Raw genomic sequence first — 19,887 nt, 5'->3', positions numbered from 1 at the left:
CTCGGCGAAGGTCTGGTCAGCCACGAGCGGCCTCCATGATCGCCTCGTCCACGTTCCGGCCGGCCTTCTCGGCCTCGGAGATGGCGAGCAGGACCTTCTTGTAATCGCGCGGCATGACCTTGACGAACTTGCCGGCCTGCTGCGACCAGTCGCTGAGCAGGCGCTCGGCCACGGCCGAACCGGTCTCGTCGCGGTGCTGGGTGATCACGGTCTGCAGCCACGCGGCCTCGTCGCCCGAGAGCTGTTCCAGATCCACCAGTTCGGTGTTCAGGTTGGCCTGGAAGGTGCCGTTCGGGTTGTAGACGTAGGCGATGCCGCCCGACATGCCGGCGCCGAAGTTGCGGCCGGTCTCGCCGAGGATGACCACGCGGCCACCGGTCATGTACTCGCAGGCGTGGTCGCCCACGCCCTCGACCACCGCGGTGGCGCCGGAGTTGCGGACCGCGAAGCGCTCGCCCGCGGTGCCGCGGATGAAGGCCTGGCCGCTGGTGGCGCCGAACAGGATCACGTTGCCCGCGATGATGTTCTGCTCCGCCACGAACGCCGACGGGGCGTCGGCCGACGGGCGCACGATGATGCGGCCGCCCGAAAGGCCCTTGCCCACATAGTCGTTGGCGTCGCCGAGCACGCGCAGCGTGATACCGGCCGGGACGAACGCACCGAAGGAGTTACCGGCGGAACCGGTGAACGTGATGTCGATGGTGTCGTCGGGCAGGCCGACGCCGCCGTACAGCTTGGTCACCTCGTGGCCGAGCATGGTGCCGACGGTCCGGTTCACGTTGGTGATCTTGGTGTCGAACTTGACCGGCTTGCCGCGCTCCAGCGCATCCGCGGCCTGCGCGATGAGCTGGTTGTCCAGCGCCTTGTCCAGGCCGTGGTCCTGATCCTTGGTGCGGCGGCGATCCTGGAACATGAACGCCGTCTCGACATCGTCGAGAATCGGCGACAGGTCCAGCTTGCTGGCCTTCCAGTGCTCCTTGGCCCGGGTGGTGTCGAGCAGATCGACCCGGCCAATGGCCTCGTCCAGGGTCCGCAGACCCAGCGACGCCAGCAGCTCGCGCACCTCTTCGGCGATGTAGAGCATGAAGTTCTCGACGAACTCCGGCTTACCGGTGAAACGCTCGCGCAGCACCGGATTCTGGGTGGCGACGCCGACCGGGCAGGTGTCGAGGTGGCACACGCGCATCATGATGCAGCCCGAGACCACCAGCGGAGCGGTCGCGAAACCGTACTCCTCGGCGCCCAGCAGCGCGGCGATCATGACGTCGCGGCCGGTCTTCATCTGACCGTCCACCTGCACCACGATGCGATCGCGCAGACCGTTGAGCAGCAGCGTCTGCTGGGTCTCGGCCAGGCCGAGCTCCCACGGACCGCCCGCGTGCTTGAGCGAGGTCAGCGGGGAGGCGCCGGTGCCGCCGTCGTGGCCCGAGATGAGCACGACGTCCGCGTGCGCCTTGGACACGCCCGCGGCGACGGTGCCGACACCCGGCTCCGCGACCAGTTTCACGTGAATCCGCGCCTGCGGGTTCGCGTTCTTCAGATCGTGGATGAGCTGCGCCAGATCCTCGATCGAGTAGATGTCGTGGTGCGGCGGCGGCGAGATCAGGCCCACGCCCGGCGTCGAGTGCCGGACCTCGGCGACCCACGGGTACACCTTGTGGGCCGGCAGCTGGCCGCCCTCACCGGGCTTGGCGCCCTGCGCCATCTTGATCTGGATGTCGGTGCAGTTGGTCAGGTAGTGCGCGGTCACGCCGAAACGGCCGGACGCCACCTGCTTGATGGCACTGCGCCGCCAGTCGCCGTTGTCCTCCGGCTCGAAGCGGGCCGGATGCTCGCCGCCCTCACCGGAGTTGGAGCGGCCGCCGAGGCGGTTCATGGCCACCGCGAGGGTCTCGTGCGCCTCGGCGGAGATGGAGCCGTAGCTCATCGCACCGGTCGAGAAGCGCTTCACGATCTCGCTGGCGGGCTCGACTTCCTCGAGCGGAATCGGGTTGCGGCCCTTGGACTTGAACTTGAACAGGCCGCGCAGCGAGGCCAGCCGCTCGGACTGGTCGTCCACCATCTTCGTGTACTCCTTGAAGACGGAGTACTGACCCGAGCGGGTGGCGTGCTGCAGCTTGAACACCGTGTCCGGGTTGAACAGGTGGTACTCGCCCTCGCGGCGCCACTGGTATTCGCCGCCGACCTCGAGCTCGCGGTGCGCGCGCTCGTTGCGGTTCTCCAGGAAGGCGACCTTGTGCCGCTGCGCGACCTCGCCGGCGATATCGTCGAGGCCGATGCCCTCCAGCGGCGAACGCAGGCCGGTGAAGTACTCGTCCACCAGGCTCTGCGCCAGGCCGACGACCTGGAACAGCTGCGCGCCCCGGTAGGAGGCGATGGTGGAGATGCCCATCTTGGACATCACCTTCAGCACGCCCTTGCCGGCGGCCTTGTTGTAGTTGCCGACGGCCTTCTTGTAGTCGGCCGCCAGATCGCCGGTGCTGCCCGGCATCTGCAGCGCGCCGCGCTCGAGCATGTCCTCGATGGACTCGAACGCCATGTACGGGTTGATGGCGGCCGCGCCGAAGCCGACCAGCAGGGCCATGTGGTGCACCTCGCGGGCGTCACCGGCCTCCACCACCAGGCCGACCTTGGTGCGGGTGCGCTCGCGCACCAGGTGGTGGTGCACGGCGGCGGTGAGCAGCAGCGACGGGATCGGCGCCAGCTTCTCGTTGGACTCGCGGTCGGACAGGATGATGATCCGCGCGCCACCGTCGATGGCCGCCGACACCTGCTTCTGCACGGCCTCGATGGCCTTGCGAAGTCCCTTGCCGCCCTTCTTGACCGGGTACAGGCCGTGCACGACCACCGACCGCAGATCGGGCCGGGACCCGTCGTCGTTGATGTGCACCAGCTTGGCCAGCTCGTCGTTGTCCAGGATGGGCTGGGTCAGGGTGATCTGACCGCAGGATTCCGGTCCCGGGTTCAGCAGGTCGGCCTCCGGGCCGATCATGCTGCGCAGCGAGGTGACCACCTCTTCGCGGATGGCGTCCAGCGGCGGGTTGGTGACCTGCGCGAACAGCTGCGAGAAGTAGTCGAACAGCAGCCGCGGCCGGGCCGACAGCACCGCGATCGGGGTGTCGGTGCCCATGGAGCCGAGCGCCTCGCCGCCGGTCTGCGCCATCGGCGAGATCAGCAGGTTCAGCTCCTCGGTGGTGTATCCGAAGATCTGCTGGCGGATGAGCACGCGATCGTGCGACATGTGCACGTGCGGGCGGTCCTTGAGGTCCGACAGCTTGGTCGGGCCCTGGTCCAGCCAGTCCTGGTACGGGGCCTCCGCGGCGAGCGCGGACTTGACCTCGTCATCGGAGATGATGCGGCCCTGCGAGGTGTCCACCAGGAACATGCGGCCGGGCTGCAGCCGGGTCTTCTGCACGACCGTGGACGGATCGATGTCCAGCACACCGACTTCGGAGGCCAGCACGACCAGACCGTCCTCGGTCACCCAGACGCGGCCGGGGCGCAGGCCGTTGCGGTCCAGCACCGCGCCGACCACGGTGCCGTCGGTGAAGCACACCGAGGCCGGGCCGTCCCACGGCTCCATGAGGAACGAGTGGTAGCGGTAGAAGGCGCGCTGGGCCGGGTCCATGGACTCGTGCCGTTCCCACGCCTCGGGGATCATCATGAGCACCGCGTGCGGCAGGCTGCGGCCGCCGAGATGCAGGAGCTCCAGAACCTCGTCGAAACGAGCGGTGTCCGAAGCCCCGGGGGTACAGACCGGGAAGATCTTCTCCAGGCGGTTGTTGCCCTCGTGGTCGGTGCCGAAGACATCCGACTTCAGCAGCGCCTCGCGGGCCCGCATCCAGTTCTCGTTGCCGGAGACGGTGTTGATCTCACCGTTGTGGGCGACGCGGCGGAACGGATGCGCCAGCGGCCACGACGGGAAGGTGTTGGTGGAGAAGCGGGAGTGCACGATGCCCAGCGCCGACTCGACGCGGTCGTCCTGCAGGTCCAGGTAGAAGGCGCGCAGCTGCGGCGTGGTGAACATGCCCTTGTAGACGAAGGTCTGACCGGACAGGCTCGGGAAGTACACGGACTCCTTGCCGACGGGTCCCTCACCGGCGCCCGCCTTGCCGAGTTCGTGCTCCACGCGCTTGCGAATGACGTAGGCGCGGCGCTCCAGGTCCATGCCGGTGAGCTGCTCTGCCGAGTCCTTCGGAGAGGCGATGAAGATCTGCCGGAAGGTAGGCATCGCATCGCGTGAGAGTGCGCCCAGCGACGACTCGTCGATGGGAACCTCGCGCCATCCGAGGACCTCGAGACCTTCCTCGCGGACGATCTTCTCCACGCCGTATCCGGCGCGGGCGGCCTCGCGGCGGGCCTGCGGCAGGAACGCGATACCGGTGGCGTAGGCGCCCTCGGCCGGCAGGTCGAAGTCGACCACCGCACGGAAGAACTTGTCCGGGAGCTGGATCAGAATGCCCGCGCCGTCACCCGAATTGGGCTCGGCGCCGGCCGCGCCTCGGTGCTCCAGGTTCAGCAATGCCGTAATAGCCTTGTCGACGATGTCGCGGCTGCGGCGGCCGTGCATGTCGACGACGAATGCGACACCACAGGCGTCGTGTTCGTTCGCCGGGTCATAGAGCCCGCGGGGTCCAGGGGACCTGTGGCCAGGAAGTTGCGTCATGCCTCTGCCTTCACAAAAAACAGGCCTTCGGTTCGTACCGCAGCAAGAATGCGGCGTTCGTCCAAAGCCTCCGGTCAGACTGCTCCCGGACGTTTCGGAGACCAGCGGCGCTGATGGTCATCCCGTGCAGTCAACTCTCCAGTTGTTTCACCCGCTCGGTGATGTAGTCGGGTGCTCGGTGGTAACCGAACGCTTACGTGCTCGCTACCTACCGCGCCGTTCGTCCCCGCTAGGCTGAGCGCCGATCGGGCCTCTGGTCCGTATGGGGAGATATGCCGAACTTGTCTAGTTCGACGTAAGAGCAAACGATAAGTCAGGACAACAGCCCAACCAACTTAGGTTGCACTAATAACAGTGTCTAGCTGGGCTTCTTCATCGGTCCTCCACTACTTGCGCGTTCTCCAGTGTAAAGCAGGTGTGCACCGGCTTTTCAGTTGAGTTGCCCACTGAATTCCGCGCGCGCGAGGGAAACGTCCGACCATCCCGGCGCAGCCCCGGAACAGCCTCTCACCTGCAATGGAACAGATTTCCCCGCAAGGGATCCCGGCAAACCGGATGTAAGGCGGCTAACTTTCCGGACACCGCGCAAGCGCCGCGCGGCGGTCCTGGCGACGTGCTCCGGCAACCTGCCGACCGTACGGAATCTTTCGCGGGTGTGGAGTTCAGCACACCACTGGCTAACAGCAATTGTGCGCCGGGTCACTATTTTCCCGGGCGTTGCGGCAGTTCGGGACGTGAGCAACACCACGTCACATGCTCGAAACACGCCATTGTGAGCCTGGCCACATCCCAGCCGCCAGGCTCGATGGAATCCGCGTGGGCATGTGACGCTGAGACAACGAATCGGCGACGGTTTCGCAAGGCCGAATCAGCCTGGGACTTAGAGGATGTGAGCTCCCATGACCGTTCACCACGTCCCTGAACCGGACGAATCCGCTGCTCCGGGGGGCGCATCCACACCGACGAAAACAACGGGCGCGGTTGTCGCGGGCGCTGCCGGATTGCTCACCTGGCTCGGCGGCGCGCACGCCCGGCTGACCGATCGGCACGAACGCGGCGGTTATGCGGTGACCGGAGCCGTTGTGGCGGCGTTCGCGGTCACGGCCGGGGTGGTGACCGCGGTCGCGACGGGAGCCGCGGACTGGTCGCTGTTCGCCGTCGTCGCGGTGGCCTTGATCGCGACACTGCTGGTGGGGGCCGTATCTCGCGCGCTGGCCACCGGTGCGACACCGGCACGCGACGAGACCCGCCGCGCCCGAGCCGAATTCGCCGGACGGATCGGCGTCGCCGTGGTCGCGGGGGTGCTGATCGCCGAATTGGCGTGCACCGTCCTGTTCGGCGGCACCGTGAACCGGCTGCTCGACGAAACCGCCACCCGGAACGTGGAATCCGCGCCGGCCGTGGTCACCGCGCGGGCGGAACTGGACGCCGCGCGCGCCGACCGGACCGGCCTGGACCAGCAGATCGCCAAGGCGCAGAGCGATATCGACACCGCGCTGGTGACGGCGCGCTGCGAATTCAATCCGACCCCGGAATGCCCGCAGACCCGCATCACCGGCGTGCCGGGCCGCGGGCCCGAGGAGCGCACCGCCAATCAGATGCTCGAGGACGCGCGGACCCAGCTGAACACCGCGCGCGCCAAGATCGAGGGCTTCGACGCCCGGATCACCGAGAAGGACGCCGCTCTCGCCGCCGCGCGGGAGACCGCTCATACCGCCGGTGATCGCGGCCTCGGGGCGCGCTGGGTGGCCATGAACGACCACACCACCGATCACGTCGGCGCACTCGTCCTGCGCCTGGCCACCTGGGTGCTGCTCATCGTGCTGGCCCTGCTGCCGCTGCTGCTGCGCCGGTGGCGCGGTGAGACCTCCTTCGATCGGGAGATCGCGCTGCGCACCGCGACCGGTCGCGTCGATCAGGCCGCGGCCGCCGCCATTGCCGTCAAACAGGCCGAGGTGCGGGTGGAGACCGAGAGCCTGCGCGCCGAACAACAGCTCACCGCGGCCAAATTGGCCGCGCACGCCGATACCGCCATCGACCGGGAGCGGCAGCGCACGCGCATCATCGCCGCCATCGGGAACTTCCAGATCGGCATCACCGAACCGCAGCAGCGCGCCATCGACGAATTCGACCGCGCCGCACAGCATGAACTCCCGGCCGGGACCGCGGCCGGAGAGGGAAAGGACAGTTCCGTGTCTCAGGAGGGGATCGTGACGCCGTCGAATCTGCCCGCACAGCTCATGCCGGGCACGGTGGCGCCGGTGGCGCCGGGCGGCGCGCTCGCACCGGCCGCCCCGGGGCAGCAGCCCGTGGCGGCCAACCGGGGTGGCGGACTGGAACTCCCGATCATCGGCACGGTGCCGTTCACCGACACCGCGGCCCGCTGGATCCGGCCCCTGGTGCCGTCGTTCGTGGCCAATGCCATCGATACCGCCACCCACCCGCTGCGCACCGTGCGCCAGGCCTTCGAAGAGGCCGAGGAGATCACCTTCACCCTCAAGCGCACCCGCAAGGTCACCGTCGACTCCGCGGATTCCGCTCAGCCGCAACAGCAGTTCGCGCCCCCGCAGCAGTACGGCTACCAGCTCCCGCCCGGCTCCCCGCAGCAGGCCTACGCCCAGCGCATGGCCGCCGTGGTGGACCAGCCCTACCGCCAGTACCCGAACTACGGCGCCCTGCCGGCCGGGCAGGTCGTCGAACCCGGCCACCCGCTGCCCGCCGCACCGCAGCAGAGCTCGCTCGACGCCCGGCACAACCCCGAACTCGAGCACCGCAACCCGCGTGCACTGCCCCCGGGCAGCGGCGGCGAGTAAATGCCCGAAAATGGCTGTGGCCCGGATGTTTCCGTGTTCAACGTGAAACATTCCGGGCCACAGCCGTTTTCATCGCTAGCGGCGCGGGGTCGCGGCGCGGTACGCGACAAGTGCCGTCACCAGCAGGATCAGCGTCGTCGCGGTGGCGGCCAAGTGGACGCCGGAGACGAAGGCGGACTGCGCCGACTCCATCAGCATGGTGGCCGCGGGTTGCGGTAGGGCGCGGGCGGTTTCGATGGCGCCGCCCAGGGATTCGCGGGCGGCGCCGGTGTGCGCGGCCGGGACCGTGGACAGGTCCAGGCCGTGGCGGAAGGCTGCCATGACCACACTGCCGAGCACGGCGACGCCCAGGGCGATACCGGCCTCCATGGCGGTCTCGGAGATGGCGGCGGCATTGCCCGCGCGCTCGGCGGGGGCGGTGCTCACGATCATGTCCGACGAAACCGTCAGGGCCACACCGACACCCACACCGATCAGCAGGAAGCCGCCGATGAACGGCAGCACCGAGCCGGCCGGGTCGGCCACCAGCAACCAGAACAGCACCGCACCCGCGGCGGCCGTCACCAGCGCGCCGGCCAGCACCGTCACCGGACGCCACAGGCGCACCGCGTACGCGGCGGCGAGCGCACCGGCCATGCTGCCGATGGTGCCCGGAATCAGCAGCAGACCCGCCTGCAACGGCGACTTGCCGATCACCAGCTGCAAGTACTGCGAACCGAAGAACAGCACACCCGCCAGCGCGAACACCGCCAGCAGGTTCGCGAACACGGCCGAGCGGAACGGCGGCAGCCGGAACAGGTCCAGGTCGATCAGGGGATCGGCCAGGGCCCGCTGCCTGCGCACGAACGCCACACCCGCGGCGACGCCGATCAGGGCCAGCATCAGCAGTTTCACGCTCGGGCCGTGCGCGGCGAATTCCTTGACCGCGTACACGACCGGGATCAGCGCCAGCATCGACAGCCCGGCGCTCACCAGGTCGAAGCGGCCCGGGTTCGGGTCGCGCGACTCCGGCACCAGGAACGGGGCCACGACAATGAGCACCGCCATGACCGGCAGGTTGATCAGGAAGACCGAGCCCCACCAGTAGTGCTCGAGCAGCCAGCCGCCCAGCAGCGGGCCGAACGCGGCGCCGCTGCTCGCCATGGCGCCCCAGACCGAGATGGCGAGGGTGCGTTCGCGGGCATCGGTGAACATGGCGCGGATCAGACCCAGGGTGGCGGGCATGAGCGTGGCGCCGGCGACACCCTGGAGCACGCGCGCGGCGATCAGCATTTCCGGGCTCATTGCCCAGGCGGCCAGGGCCGAGGCGATGCCGAAGCCGGCCGCGCCGATCAGCAGCAGCCGGCGGCGGCCGATGCGGTCGCCGAGGGTGCCCATGGTGATCAGCAGACCGGCCAGCACGAACGAGTAGACGTCGATGATCCACAGCAGTTGCGGCGTGGTGGGCGCGAGATCGCCGGTAATGGCCGGGATCGCGAGGTCGAGCACGGTGGCGTCGACCGAGATCAGCAGGAGGGCGAGGGCGAGCACACCGAGGCCGGCCCAGGTGCGGGCCGTCGCTCTGCCGGTGCTCGCACCGGTCGCCGCGGTGGCGGCGGAACCGGAGGGTGTGGTGTGGGTGGTCATTGTCTTCTCTTTCAGAGTTGAACCGTCCAGACGGTACAGTAACAGATTCAACCGTCCGGACGGTACAGTCATTCCGTGACCAACACCCGCGATGCATCCGGCACCCGCGACCGGATCCTCGACGCCCTGGAAACCCTGCTGCTCGACAAGGGCATGTCCCAGGTGACGCTGGAGAGCGTCGCCAAGGCCGCCGGAGTGTCCAAGGGCGGGCTGCTCTACCACTTCAAGTCCAAGGACGCGCTGCTCGCCGGATTGGTGCGCCGCCTCGGCGAACGCGCCGAACAGCAGCTGAAAAGCGCCGTCGACCAAGGAAAATCGGTGACGGAGTGGTACCTGCAGGCGCCGCATCCCGACAATGAGACCGACGCCCTCGAGATCGCGCTCTATCGCTCCATGCTGGCCGCCATGCGCACCGTCGACGGGCCGCACGACACCGACGAGGACGAGGTCGACCGCGCACTCACCGAGGTGATGGCCACCTGGAAGGCCGGACTCGACAAGGAGATCCGGGACCCGGTCCAGGCCGAGATCGTGCAACTGGTCGGCGACGGCGTCTACCTGCGCGCCCTACTCGGCATGCCGCCCGTCGAACCGGAGCTCTACCGCAAGGTCGTCGACCGGCTGCTCGGCGACTGATCCCGCGACGCACCCCGGAAAAGATCAGGCGACCGAATGGGCTGGTCACTATAGACTCGGGCTCGTGTTGCCTGCCGCTGCCGATTCGTTCGGTCCGGCCGGCTCGGTGGGGGAACCGGCCACCGAGCCGGTGCCTGTCCGCCCCCTCCAGTTCCGGGAACTCATCGATCTCCCGTTCGCGCTCATCCAGACCCGGATCACCATGCTGGCGACGCTCTTCGGGATCGGCGTCGCGGTCGCGTCCGCGCTGGCGGTGACCTCGACCGTGCTGGTCTCGCTGGCCACCGGCGATTCGGATGCCGGGGTCTTCTGGGCCGCGCTGCTCACCACCCTGGTCTGCGCCTGGGCGCTGCGCATGTTCGTGCGCGGCATCACCGTGCCGGTCGGCCTGGCGGCGGTGCACAACCAGCCCATCACCTGGCGGTGGGCCGTACAGCAATTGGCCTCGGAAGCCGGTCCGCTGCTGGGCTATCAGGTGATGTACACCCTGATCGGCGTCGGTGTGCTGGCGCTCGGCGCGCCGCTGCTCGTCACCGCGCCGCTGGCCCTGCTGTGGCTGCTCTGGCTGCGGGCGCGGCAATTCGCCACGGTGCCCGCCATTTTCGACGAGTCCGCCGCCTACCGGATCGCGGCGGCCCGCTCGAAACTGCTGGTGTCCGGCGCGGAATGGCGGCTGGTCGGGGTGCTGATGTATCTGCGCGGCCTGGTGCTGGTGCTGCTGGTGCCGTTCCTGGTGGTGCCCGGGCTGTTCTCCGATATCGCCGGCACCCGGCGCTGGACGGTGACCGTCATGCTCATCGTGCTGGGCCTGTTCCTGGTGGCCTTCGCCGAAATGGTGGAATCCGCGGCGCAGGTGGTGTCCTACGTGGACCGCCGCTGCCGCCGCGAAGCCTGGGATATCCGCTGGCCCGAACAGGCCCGCCGATGAACGAAACGCAGCGCCCCGCCCTACCCGCCGCACCGCCGGAACCCGCCCTCGGCCCGGCCGCCCTGCACCGCGCCGCCGCCGAAGAGGCCGCCCTGCGCGCCGATTTCGGCACCGCCGTGCGCGAACGCTACCGCGCCGTCACCCGCGGCCTGGAACAGCGCGGCATCCTCGAGGTGCGGCGCGCCCGCACCGCCCGCGAGACCGCGCACGCCGCCACCGCCGCCCTGCCCGAGGGCTCGGCCGGATTGCCCGCGGCGGCACACAGTTTCGACGAGATCGTCTACGGCGGACGGCCCGCGCAGGAGGCCGAGTACCGGCTGCTGGAACAGGCCGACCTGTTCTCCGTCGCACCGCCGCCCAAGGCCGAACCGGCCGAGATCACCGAACGCCGTCGCAAGAAGAACACCAAGAAGACGAAGGCGAAGCGCGATCGTGAACCGCTGGAACTGCCCGCGCTCCTACGCGATTGGCGATTCTGGGCGGCACTGGGCGGAGCGATCCTCGTCATCGCCGTCGTCTACCTGCTGACCCGCATCGGCGCGCCTCCACCGCCGCCGGATAAACCGGACCTGCCGGACCGCCCGCCGCCGATCGATCTCCCGGACGAACCGCCGCGGCGGCCGGACGTCGACGCGCCGGACTTCGGCGAGGGCCAGGACTCGATCTTCCAGCGCATGCCCGCCTGGGCCGCCTTCGGCGGCGTCCAATTCCTCATCGCCTGGGCCGTGGTCATCGCCTGGCGCGGCCGCCGCCGCGGCGCGGTCGTGGGCGAAGCCCGGCCCGTGGAGGCGCCCGCCACCGAACTGCTCACCGGACAGGCCGGGCTGTACCGGAAATCCCGCGATCACGATCATGTGGCGGCCAAACTGCGCGCGGCGGCGCTGCGCCGGCTGCGGCCCGCCCTCGACCTCACCGCCGACACCGCCCCCGAGGTGGTGGTCACCGCCCTCGCGGTGCGCACCGGCGCCGACCCGGCCACGGTCCGCGCCGCCCTGTACGACCCCGTCCCGGACCGGGCGACCCTGGAACTCGTGGCCGCACAACTCGAATGGATCGAAGCGGAGGTCCTGTGACCCGATCTGACGCAAAGGAACTCGTGGACAAGGCACTCGTGGACACCGACCACGCCCCCACCGCCGAACAGGCCCAGCAGGCGCTGCTCGCACTGCGCGCCGAAATCGGCAAGGCGGTGGTCGGCAACGACCACGCCGTCATGTACCTGGTGCTGGCGCTGCTGTGCCGCGGCCACGTCCTGCTGGAAGGCGTTCCGGGCGTGGCCAAGACGCTGCTGGTGCGGGCGCTGGCCACCACGCTGGATCTGGAGCACGCGCGCATTCAGTTCACCCCCGACCTGATGCCCGGCGATGTCACCGGATCGCAGATCTACGACCCGCATTCGGCGGAGTTCACCTTCCGGCGCGGGCCGGTGTTCACCAATCTGCTGCTCGCCGACGAAATCAACCGCACCCCACCGAAAACGCAGTCCTCGCTGCTGGAATCCATGGAGGAGCGGCAGGTTTCGGTGGACGGCGTGCCGCAGCCGCTGCCCGACCCGTTCGTGGTGATCGCCACCCAGAACCCCATCGAACAGGAGGGCACCTATCCGCTGCCGGAGGCGCAGCTGGACCGGTTCCTGTTCAAGGTCGACGTGCAATTCCCCGGGCGCGACGACGAATTCCGCATCCTGCAACGGCATGCCGCCGGATTCGATCCGCGCGATCTGGTCGCGGCCGGGCTGCGACCGGTGGCCGGGCCCGCGCATCTGGCGGCCGCCCGCCAGGCCGTCGCCAAGGTGGCCGTCAGCCCGGAGGTGCTGGCGTACACCGTCGATCTGTGCCGGGCCACCCGCACCTCCCCCGCCGTCGCGCACGGGGCCTCCACCCGCGGCGCCACCGCGCTCATGGCGGCCTCGCGCGCCTTCGCCTGGCTGCACGGCCGCGGCTACACCACCCCCGACGACGTGAAAGCCGTTGCGGTGGCGGTGCTCCGGCACCGCTTGCAGCTGCGGCCCGAACACGAGGTGGAGGGCGTCACCGCCGAGGGCGTGATGAACTCGCTGCTCATGTCCGTTCCCGTCCCGGTCTAGTCGTGGTCGTCACCGGCCGGGCGGCCGTCGCGGCGGCGGTCGTGGCCCTGTTCGTCACCCTGGTCATGCCGTCCTGGCTCGGCGTGGTGCTGGCCACCGCGGTGCTGGCGGCGCTGGTCGCCGCGGATCTGGCGCTGCTGGGCGGCGCCGGCGCCCTGGAGATCTCCCGGGAGCCGCTCACCATCGTGCGCACCGGCCGCACCGTCGAGGTCGAGGTGGTCGCGCTCAATACCGGCGCCCGCACCCTGCGCGGCACCCTGTGGGACGACTGGCCCGCCAGCACCCATCCCGAGAACCGCGGCCACCCACTGGAACTGCCGCCCAACACCAAGGTCCGGCTGCACACCGAGCTCACCCCCGAATACCGCGGCGATCGCGCCGCCGGGCCGGTCACGGTGCGGCTGCTCGGACCGCTCGGCATTGCCGGACGGCAGGTGCGGCACCGGATTCCGGCCCGGCTGCGGGCGCTGCCGCCGTTCCGCAGCGAACGCCTGCTGGCCGCCAAGGTCCGGCAGCTGCAGCAGCTCGAGGGCCGCAACACCTCGCCGATTCGCGGTCAGGGCACCGAATTCGACTCCTTCCGCGAATACGTGGCCGGCGACGACGTGCGCACCATCGACTGGCGCGCCACCGCCCGCGCCCAGGACGTCCTGGTCCGCACCTGGCGGCCGGAACGCAATCGGCACGTGGTCATGCTGCTGGACACCGGCCGGGTCAGCGCGGGCCGCGTCGGCGCGGGCACCCGCCTGGACGCCACCATCGAGGCCGCCCTGCTGCTGGGCGGGCTGGCCGCCGCCGGCGGCGATTCGGTGGACCTGCTGGCCTACGATCGCGAGCTGCGCGCCGAGGTGAGCGGTATCGGCGGAAAACGCCTGCAGCTCAAGCTCATGCACGCGCTCGCCGGGGTCTCCCCGCAGCTCGTCGACACCGACTATCAGGGCCTGCTGCGCACCACCCTGCGCCGCGCCCGCCGCCGCAGCCTGGTCGTCTGGTTCACCCATCTCGACGCCGCCACCGTGCAGGAGGGCATCCTGCCGGTGCTGCCCACCCTCACCCGGCGGCATCGCGTGCTCCTCGTCTCGGTCACCGATCCGCAGGTCGCGGCCGCCGCCACCCGGCGCTCCGGCCTCGACGACCTCTACACCGCGGCCGCCGCCGAGAATGTCATCGCCGAACATTCGATCGCCCGGGAGACCTTGCGCCGCGCCGGGGTTCGCGTCATCGCCGCCACGCCCGACCGGCTGCCCGAGGCCCTCGCCGACGAATACTTGGAGCTCAAGCAAACGGGCGCACTGTAAGTCGTGTGGATTCTGGCCAAAAGCACGCCGGAATGACGAAAGGCGCTGGCGGTCAGGCGGCGATCGGGGCGGTCAGGCGGCGACCGGGCGCATGGGCGCCTGTCGCGGCGACCGCTGCAGGGCCCGGCGCTGCCGCTCGGCGAGCACCGCGCCCAGAATGTGCACGGGCGGATAGCCATTCGGCGGCGGCGTCCGCACCGCGGTGCACACCTCGATAACCAGCCGGCGGCCCAGCTGGTCCAGGATCGCCGGCGTGAGCGTGCGCGAGCGCATCAGATAGTTGCGGGCGGCCAACGCCAGCTCCTCCGGCAGCCCGGACAGATCCAGCTGCCGCGCCCAGCCCGCCAGCCACGGCGGCGACACCGCCAGCGGCGCCCACGGCAACCGGCTGCGATCGTGCACCACCACCGTGCCCGCCAGCGCGTCCCCGATCCGGCGGCCCTGCGGCGAGCACATCGAGGTCACCACCGCGACCAGCCCGGTGCCCAGAATCCAGAAGTCCACCAGCCCGGACAGCGACCGGGTGACCGCGTGCCGGAAGTCGATCGGCCCGCCGTCGGCGCGCACCACCCGCAGTCCCAGGGCGATCTTCCCGACCGACCGTCCCCGGGTGAGGGTTTCGACGACCGCCGGATATCCGACGAGCACGGCCGCGATCGTGACGACCGCGGCGGCATCGCGCCACGCCGAATCCGCGTTCCAGGACACCAGGATCGCCTCGACTCCGAACACGAGCACGATCCCGAGGACCACCTGCAGGGTCAGGTCGAGGAGAAACGCCGCGGCGCGGGTGGCGATGCGCGCGATCGGCAGCTCGACGGCGACGGCCTCGCCGGTGGTGAAAAGTGCCATGTCACTCCTTGTGGGGGGCGACTAGCATTCTTCCGAGCGACGGCACGGGGAGGCAACCATGGATCTCGACGTATATACGTTCGTGCACAAGCCGTCCTGGGACCGCCTCGACCACCTGGCCACGCGCGGGAAGCGGCTCAGCGGCGCGGAGGCCGACGAACTGGTGCGGCTGTACCGGCTGGCGTCGCAGCAGCTGGCCCGCTTGCAGGCGCGCTCGGCCGATCCGGAACTGATCGCCGGGCTCTCGGCGGTGCTGACCCGGGCGCGGGGGCGGGTGCTGGGCGCGCAGACCAATACCCTGCGCGAGATCGGCCTGTTCTTCTCGCACCGCTTCCCGGCGGCGGTGTACCGGGCGTGGCCGTGGTGGGTGACCGTGGCGGCGTTGTTCCTGGCCGGTTCCACGGCGCTGGGCGCCTGGGTGGCCGAATCCGAATCGGCGCGGCGGCATTTGGGCCTGGACACCGATACCGATCGCCTGACCCAGCCGGGCGGGGCCTTCGAGACCTACTACTTCGAGCATCCCAATGACGCGTTCGCGGCCAAGGTGTGGACCAACAATGCCTCGGTGGCCGCGGTCGCGCTCTTCACCGGGGTGCTCATCCTGCCCGCGGTGTACGTGCTGGCCATGAACGCACTCAATCTGGGCGTGAGCGCCGGGTTGATGGCCGATGCCGGGCGGCTGGACGCGCTGTTCGGCTATATCCTGCCGCACGGAATGCTGGAGCTGACGGCCATTTTCGTGGCGGGCGGGGCCGGGCTGAAGCTCGGCTGGACGCTCATCGATCCGGGCCGGTCCAGCCGGGCGGCGGCGCTGGCGCGGCAGGGCCGGACGACGGCCGTCATTGCGCTCGGCCTGGTGGTGGTGCTGTTCATCTCGGGTCTGCTCGAGGGTTTCGTGACCCCGAGCGGACTGCCCGCCGCGCTGCGGATCGGCATCGGCGCACTGGCCGAGCTGGGCTTCCTGTGCTACGTCTTCGGGCTGGGCCGGCGGGTGGCGCTCGATCAGGACGCGGTAACCGGGGAAGAGCACATGTCGAGCTACTCGACGGGGAGAGGCGTGGATCCGGTTGCGGGAGGGGCGGGTTCACCCTCGCTCGTTCGTACCGGAAATTGATTTCCACTGGCCGCAGCGAGTCCGGCTCAGCTGCGGCCAGCGTTGCCGATGACTCTACACAATCGTTATGGCTACGCAACCTCCAACTTGCGCGGCGGGCGTATAAGTGACCAGGCGAAACACCCCTTGCCGGAAGGCAACCCGACAAGATCGCTAATTTCCAGCTTCCGCTTTGCGGGCGGTCTGCGGACACCCCTGAATCCTTCCGCGCGGTACCGTTCGCGCGTCCGTTTCGACCCCTTGCGCACGAACCGGCGCGACACCCTTCGCACGGTTTGCGGAAAACTCGCGCTTTTGCCGGTCGCTCACGGTTCAACCGGCGTTAAGCTGGCGTTTCGCCCCAGCTCAGAACCTTTGCGGAGCGGTCGCCCAATCTGAAACAAACTAGAAGTTTGTTTAAACGAGTTTTGACTAAACTAGCGTCAGGCAATGGAGGAAGAAAATCGGGCGCATACCCGAGCCGACACCTTCCGGCAATCGTTTTTCACCCCCGCGCGGCCCCGGAAAACCCCTCCGGCAACGCCCCGGCCGGGGGGTTCCCGGCCGGGGCTGCGATCTTCGTCACACCGCATGCGACCTGGGAATTTCCATCCCATTCAGCGGTCCACGCGCACGATCCCGGTGGTCGTCCCCTGCAGTACGCCCTGGCTCGGCAGGAGCAGCGGCGAGGTCTGCAGCGGATCGGAGACGACGGTGCCCGGCAGCGCCCGATCCGACAGCACCGCCCCGGTCTCCGGATCCAGCACCGTGAACGCGTAACCGTCCGCCGGGGTGGTGACCGGCAGGCCCACCCGCGTCACCGTGTACAGCAGCCCGTCACCGATAGCGAGATGGGGCACCGCCGCACTGCGCACCGTGTTCTCCCAGATCGTCCGGCAGCCGCCCGCGTCGTCGATGTCCACCCGGGTCATCCCGCCGGTGAACGGCGCCGCAGCCGGCACCGCCGGACCCGCGCCCTCCGGCACCGCCGGATACGGATAGCCGTAGGTGGAGGCCACGAAGACCGACCGGCCCACCCCGATCGGCGAATTCTCACTGCCCGGGCCGCCGCGCGTCAGCACCGGCTGCTCGCACACGAGTTCACCGCTGCCGGACCGGTATACGAGCACGTGCACCTGCCCGTCGGCGTTGTCCACGATGGTCAGGTAGTCCGCGCCGGTGCGCGGACCGAAATAGGTGGGCGTGGATCCGGTGCCCCAGGACAACTGGCCGGGCTTGCGCGCCGAACCTCGGTCGTAGACCGCGCGCCACAACTGGTGCGGGCGGCCCGCCGCATCCGCGGTGAACTCGTAGAGCGCGTGCGTGGTCGCGACGGTCACCCGCCCGCTGGGCGCGGCGGAGATACTGTTGGCCACCTGCTCCCCCGCCGGCAGCGCGAGAGTCGCGACCGCGCCGCCCGAACCCACCGTGCCGACAATCCCTTTCGCCGTGGCGAACCAGACCGTGCCGGACCAGTCCGGGACCAGGCCCGTCACGCTGTCGCCGTCCGGGATGGCCGCCGACAGATCCACCGACTCCTCGATGGAGAGCCGCCAGCCGGCGTCGCCGCGCGCATGCCCGATCCGCAGCAGTCGCCGCTCCCCGTCGACCACCACCAGACGATCGGCGTTGTCCAGGTAGGCATACACGCCGCCGAGCAGTCCGCCGCGTGAAAGTTCCAGCGCGGTGAGCGATCCGGCCACGGGCCCCGCGGCGGCGGGATCTATGAGATGCACCACTGGCGCGCGATTCACGATGGCCGTGCACAGCGCCACCACCAAGCCGTCCGAACCCTGTAGCAGCGTCGGGCAGGCCGAGGCCAGCGGATAGACCGATTTCAGCTGCGCGCCGGTGCCCGGTCCCGGATACGGGACGGCATCGGAGGATCCGGCGTCGCCGTGCATGGTCGAGGTGCCCACCGGACCCAGATACGGATTCGGCTCGGCCAGCGGCCCCCACGCCGCACCGGCGGAACCCATTGCCGCCCAGCCCATTACCGCCATGGCCGCCACCAGGAAAGATGCCGACCGTTTCGCACGCACAGAGATCACGGAAAAAGACATTAGGCCCGATCCGGAATCCGGATCGGGCCTAATGCCTATTCAAGTGGGCGAGGGGGGACTTGAACCCCCACGTCCTTACGGACACTGGCACCTGAAGCCAGCGCGTCTGCCATTCCGCCACTCGCCCGAGCGACGGGAAGAAACGTATCACGGGGTATGCGCCAAAACGAAATCGCCTGGTTATCGCCGGTGGACATGGTTACTCCCACCTAGGGAACCTTGGGCCGTTTCCAAGAGTTACAGGTGTGGACGATCGTGGATATCATGCAATCACCGTGTCCCTGCGGCGACACGCCATGTTCGCGTGTCGCTGTATCGGGGATGCACCGCGTTCACCTTGCCCGACGGGCAGGGCCACGGCGTCGCACACGCACGACACGAAGCACGCTTCACTCGAGGGAGCGTCCTGACCCGAGAGGAGGGGCGATGGGGATCGTTTCGCGATTCGAACGGCGCCTCCAAGGGGCTGTCGGTGATGTGTTCGCCCGGGTGTTCGGCGGTAGCGTCGTCCCGCAGGAAGTCGAGGCGGCGCTGCAGCGCGAGGCCGCCGACCACGTCCAGGACGTCGGCGGTGGCCACCTGCTGGCACCCAACAGCTATGTCATCACCATCAACGAGTCGGACCTGGGGCAGCTCGTCCAGGGCGAGGGACAGGCCGACCACGACCTCACCGTGCGAGCATTCGCCAAACACCTGCAGGACTACATCCGCGAGCAAGGATGGCAGACCTACGGCGAAGTGCACGTGGAGTTCGAGGCATCCCCTACGCTGCACACCGGACAGTTCAGGACACGCGGCCGGGTGGACCCGGACGCCGTCGGCGGCACACCGGCCGCCGACCGCCGGGCGGGCCCGGCGCGCGACCCTGAACGCAGACCACGACCCAACCCGCAACCAGGAGCTGGCCCCATGACGCAGAACTCAGGCTACGACCCCAGCCGTGAGCCCGCGGAGTCCGATCCACGTAACCGCGGGTACGCGCCCCCGCCTGCGGGCCGGCCCGGCCCGCAGGGCTACGGCGACTATCCGCCCCAAGGCGGTCAGCAGTACCCCGATCAGGGCGGCTACGCGCCCGATCAGCAGGGCTACGGCGACTACCAGAACGGCTACGACTACCAGCAGCAGGGCGGCGGCTACGGCGGCGGCCAGCAGGGTGGTTACGGCGATCAGGCCTACGGCCAGCAGGGCGGGTACGGCGACCAGGCCTACGGCCAGCAGGGTTACGCCGATCAGGGCTACGGCCAGCAGGGCGGCGGCTACGACCAGGGCTACGCCGATCAAGGCTACGGCCAGCAGGGCTATGCCGATCAGGGTTACGGCCAGCAGGGCGGGTACGCCGACCAGGGTTACGGCCAGCAGCAGGGCTACGCGCAGCAGCCCGGATACGACCAGGGCGGCTACGGCCAGCAGGGTTACGGCCAGCAGGGCTACGACCAGTACCCCGATCAGGGCGGCTACGCCGACGATCAGGCCTACGGGCAGCAGCAGGGCGGCTACGGCCAGCAGGGCGGGTACGCGGCCCCGGCGGGCGCCTCCGGCTACTCGGCCACGCTGCAGCTGGACGACGGCTCCGGCCGCACCTACCAGTTGCGCGAGGGCAGCAACATCATCGGCCGCGGCCAGGACGCCCACTTCCGGCTGCCCGACACCGGGGTCTCGCGACGTCATATCGAGGTCCGCTGGGACGGCCAGACGGCCATGCTCTCCGATCTCGGTTCGACCAATGGAACGCTGGTCAACGGGTCGCCGGTACAGGATTGGCAGCTCGCCGACGGGGATGTCATCCGCGCCGGGCATTCCGAGATCCTGATCCGGATCGTCTGATC

Annotated in this window: 12 protein-coding genes and 1 tRNA gene; 8 read left to right on the top strand and 5 right to left on the bottom strand. The window is 69.4% G+C overall.

Features of this window, described 5'->3' with window-relative positions:
- Nucleotides 1–16: 16 nt before the first annotated feature.
- On the bottom strand, nt 17–4,666 hold the full coding sequence (gene gltB, locus ACFVIV_RS07125; RefSeq protein WP_379193886.1) for a glutamate synthase large subunit: 4,650 nt from the start codon (nt 4,664–4,666) through the stop codon (nt 17–19).
- An 899-nt stretch (nt 4,667–5,565) separates the two neighbouring features.
- On the opposite strand from gltB, the gene ACFVIV_RS07120 reads away from it, so the two are divergent.
- A complete protein-coding gene (locus tag ACFVIV_RS07120) occupies nt 5,566–7,479 on the top strand; it encodes a DUF4407 domain-containing protein (protein ID WP_379193885.1) in 1,914 nt (637 codons plus the stop codon).
- Between the two features lie 75 nt (nt 7,480–7,554).
- Here the strand turns inward: ACFVIV_RS07120 and ACFVIV_RS07115 are convergent, their stop codons facing one another.
- Entirely contained in the window at nt 7,555–9,105 is a 1,551-nt protein-coding gene (locus ACFVIV_RS07115) for an MFS transporter (RefSeq protein ID WP_379193884.1), read from the bottom strand.
- A gap of 75 nt (nt 9,106–9,180) precedes the next feature.
- Here ACFVIV_RS07115 and ACFVIV_RS07110 point away from each other — a divergent pair, with 75 nt between their 5' ends.
- The 5 genes from ACFVIV_RS07110 (at nt 9,181) to ACFVIV_RS07090 (ending at nt 14,053) form a co-directional block, all read left to right on the top strand.
- Nucleotides 9,181–9,741, top strand: coding sequence for a TetR/AcrR family transcriptional regulator (locus ACFVIV_RS07110; RefSeq protein ID WP_379193883.1), 561 nt, complete (start codon nt 9,181–9,183; stop codon nt 9,739–9,741).
- Nucleotides 9,742–9,805: 64 nt separating this feature from the next.
- Entirely contained in the window at nt 9,806–10,669 is an 864-nt protein-coding gene (locus tag ACFVIV_RS07105) for a hypothetical protein (protein ID WP_379193882.1), read from the top strand.
- Complete coding sequence (locus ACFVIV_RS07100) at nt 10,666–11,742, top strand: DUF4129 domain-containing protein (protein ID WP_379193881.1); 1,077 nt, start codon at nt 10,666–10,668, stop codon at nt 11,740–11,742. The genes ACFVIV_RS07105 and ACFVIV_RS07100 overlap by 4 nt, the downstream gene beginning before the upstream one ends.
- Nucleotides 11,739–12,755 carry an AAA family ATPase gene (locus tag ACFVIV_RS07095; protein WP_379193880.1) on the top strand — a complete coding sequence of 339 codons (1,017 nt, stop codon included), beginning with the start codon at nt 11,739–11,741 and terminating at the stop codon, nt 12,753–12,755. Before ACFVIV_RS07100 ends, ACFVIV_RS07095 begins: the two co-directional genes overlap by 4 nt.
- A gap of 2 nt (nt 12,756–12,757) precedes the next feature.
- Nucleotides 12,758–14,053, top strand: a complete 1,296-nt coding sequence (locus tag ACFVIV_RS07090; RefSeq protein ID WP_379193879.1) for a DUF58 domain-containing protein — start codon at nt 12,758–12,760, stop codon at nt 14,051–14,053.
- Nucleotides 14,054–14,125: 72 nt separating this feature from the next.
- On the opposite strand, the gene ACFVIV_RS07085 is transcribed toward ACFVIV_RS07090, so the two are convergent.
- Nucleotides 14,126–14,905: an RDD family protein gene (locus ACFVIV_RS07085; RefSeq protein ID WP_379193878.1), complete on the bottom strand. Its 780-nt coding sequence runs from the start codon at nt 14,903–14,905 to the stop codon at nt 14,126–14,128.
- 58 nt (nt 14,906–14,963) lie between these two features.
- On the opposite strand from ACFVIV_RS07085, the gene ACFVIV_RS07080 reads away from it, so the two are divergent.
- Nucleotides 14,964–16,019, top strand: coding sequence for a stage II sporulation protein M (locus tag ACFVIV_RS07080; protein ID WP_379193877.1), 1,056 nt, complete (start codon nt 14,964–14,966; stop codon nt 16,017–16,019).
- A gap of 596 nt (nt 16,020–16,615) precedes the next feature.
- On the opposite strand, the gene ACFVIV_RS07075 is transcribed toward ACFVIV_RS07080, so the two are convergent.
- A complete protein-coding gene (locus tag ACFVIV_RS07075; protein WP_379194203.1) occupies nt 16,616–18,001 on the bottom strand; it encodes a hypothetical protein in 1,386 nt (461 codons plus the stop codon).
- A 104-nt stretch (nt 18,002–18,105) separates the two neighbouring features.
- A tRNA-Leu gene (locus ACFVIV_RS07070) sits at nt 18,106–18,188 on the bottom strand.
- Between the two features lie 299 nt (nt 18,189–18,487).
- Here ACFVIV_RS07070 and ACFVIV_RS07065 point away from each other — a divergent pair.
- A complete protein-coding gene (locus tag ACFVIV_RS07065) occupies nt 18,488–19,885 on the top strand; it encodes an FhaA domain-containing protein (protein ID WP_379193876.1) in 1,398 nt (465 codons plus the stop codon).
- Nucleotides 19,886–19,887: the final 2 nt, after the last annotated feature.

The organism is Nocardia sp. NPDC127526 (assembly GCF_042672265.1).
Lineage (GTDB): Bacteria > Actinomycetota > Actinomycetes > Mycobacteriales > Mycobacteriaceae > Nocardia.
Note: the sequence above shows the minus strand (reverse complement) of the source record. Positions and strands in the feature narration are given on the sequence as shown.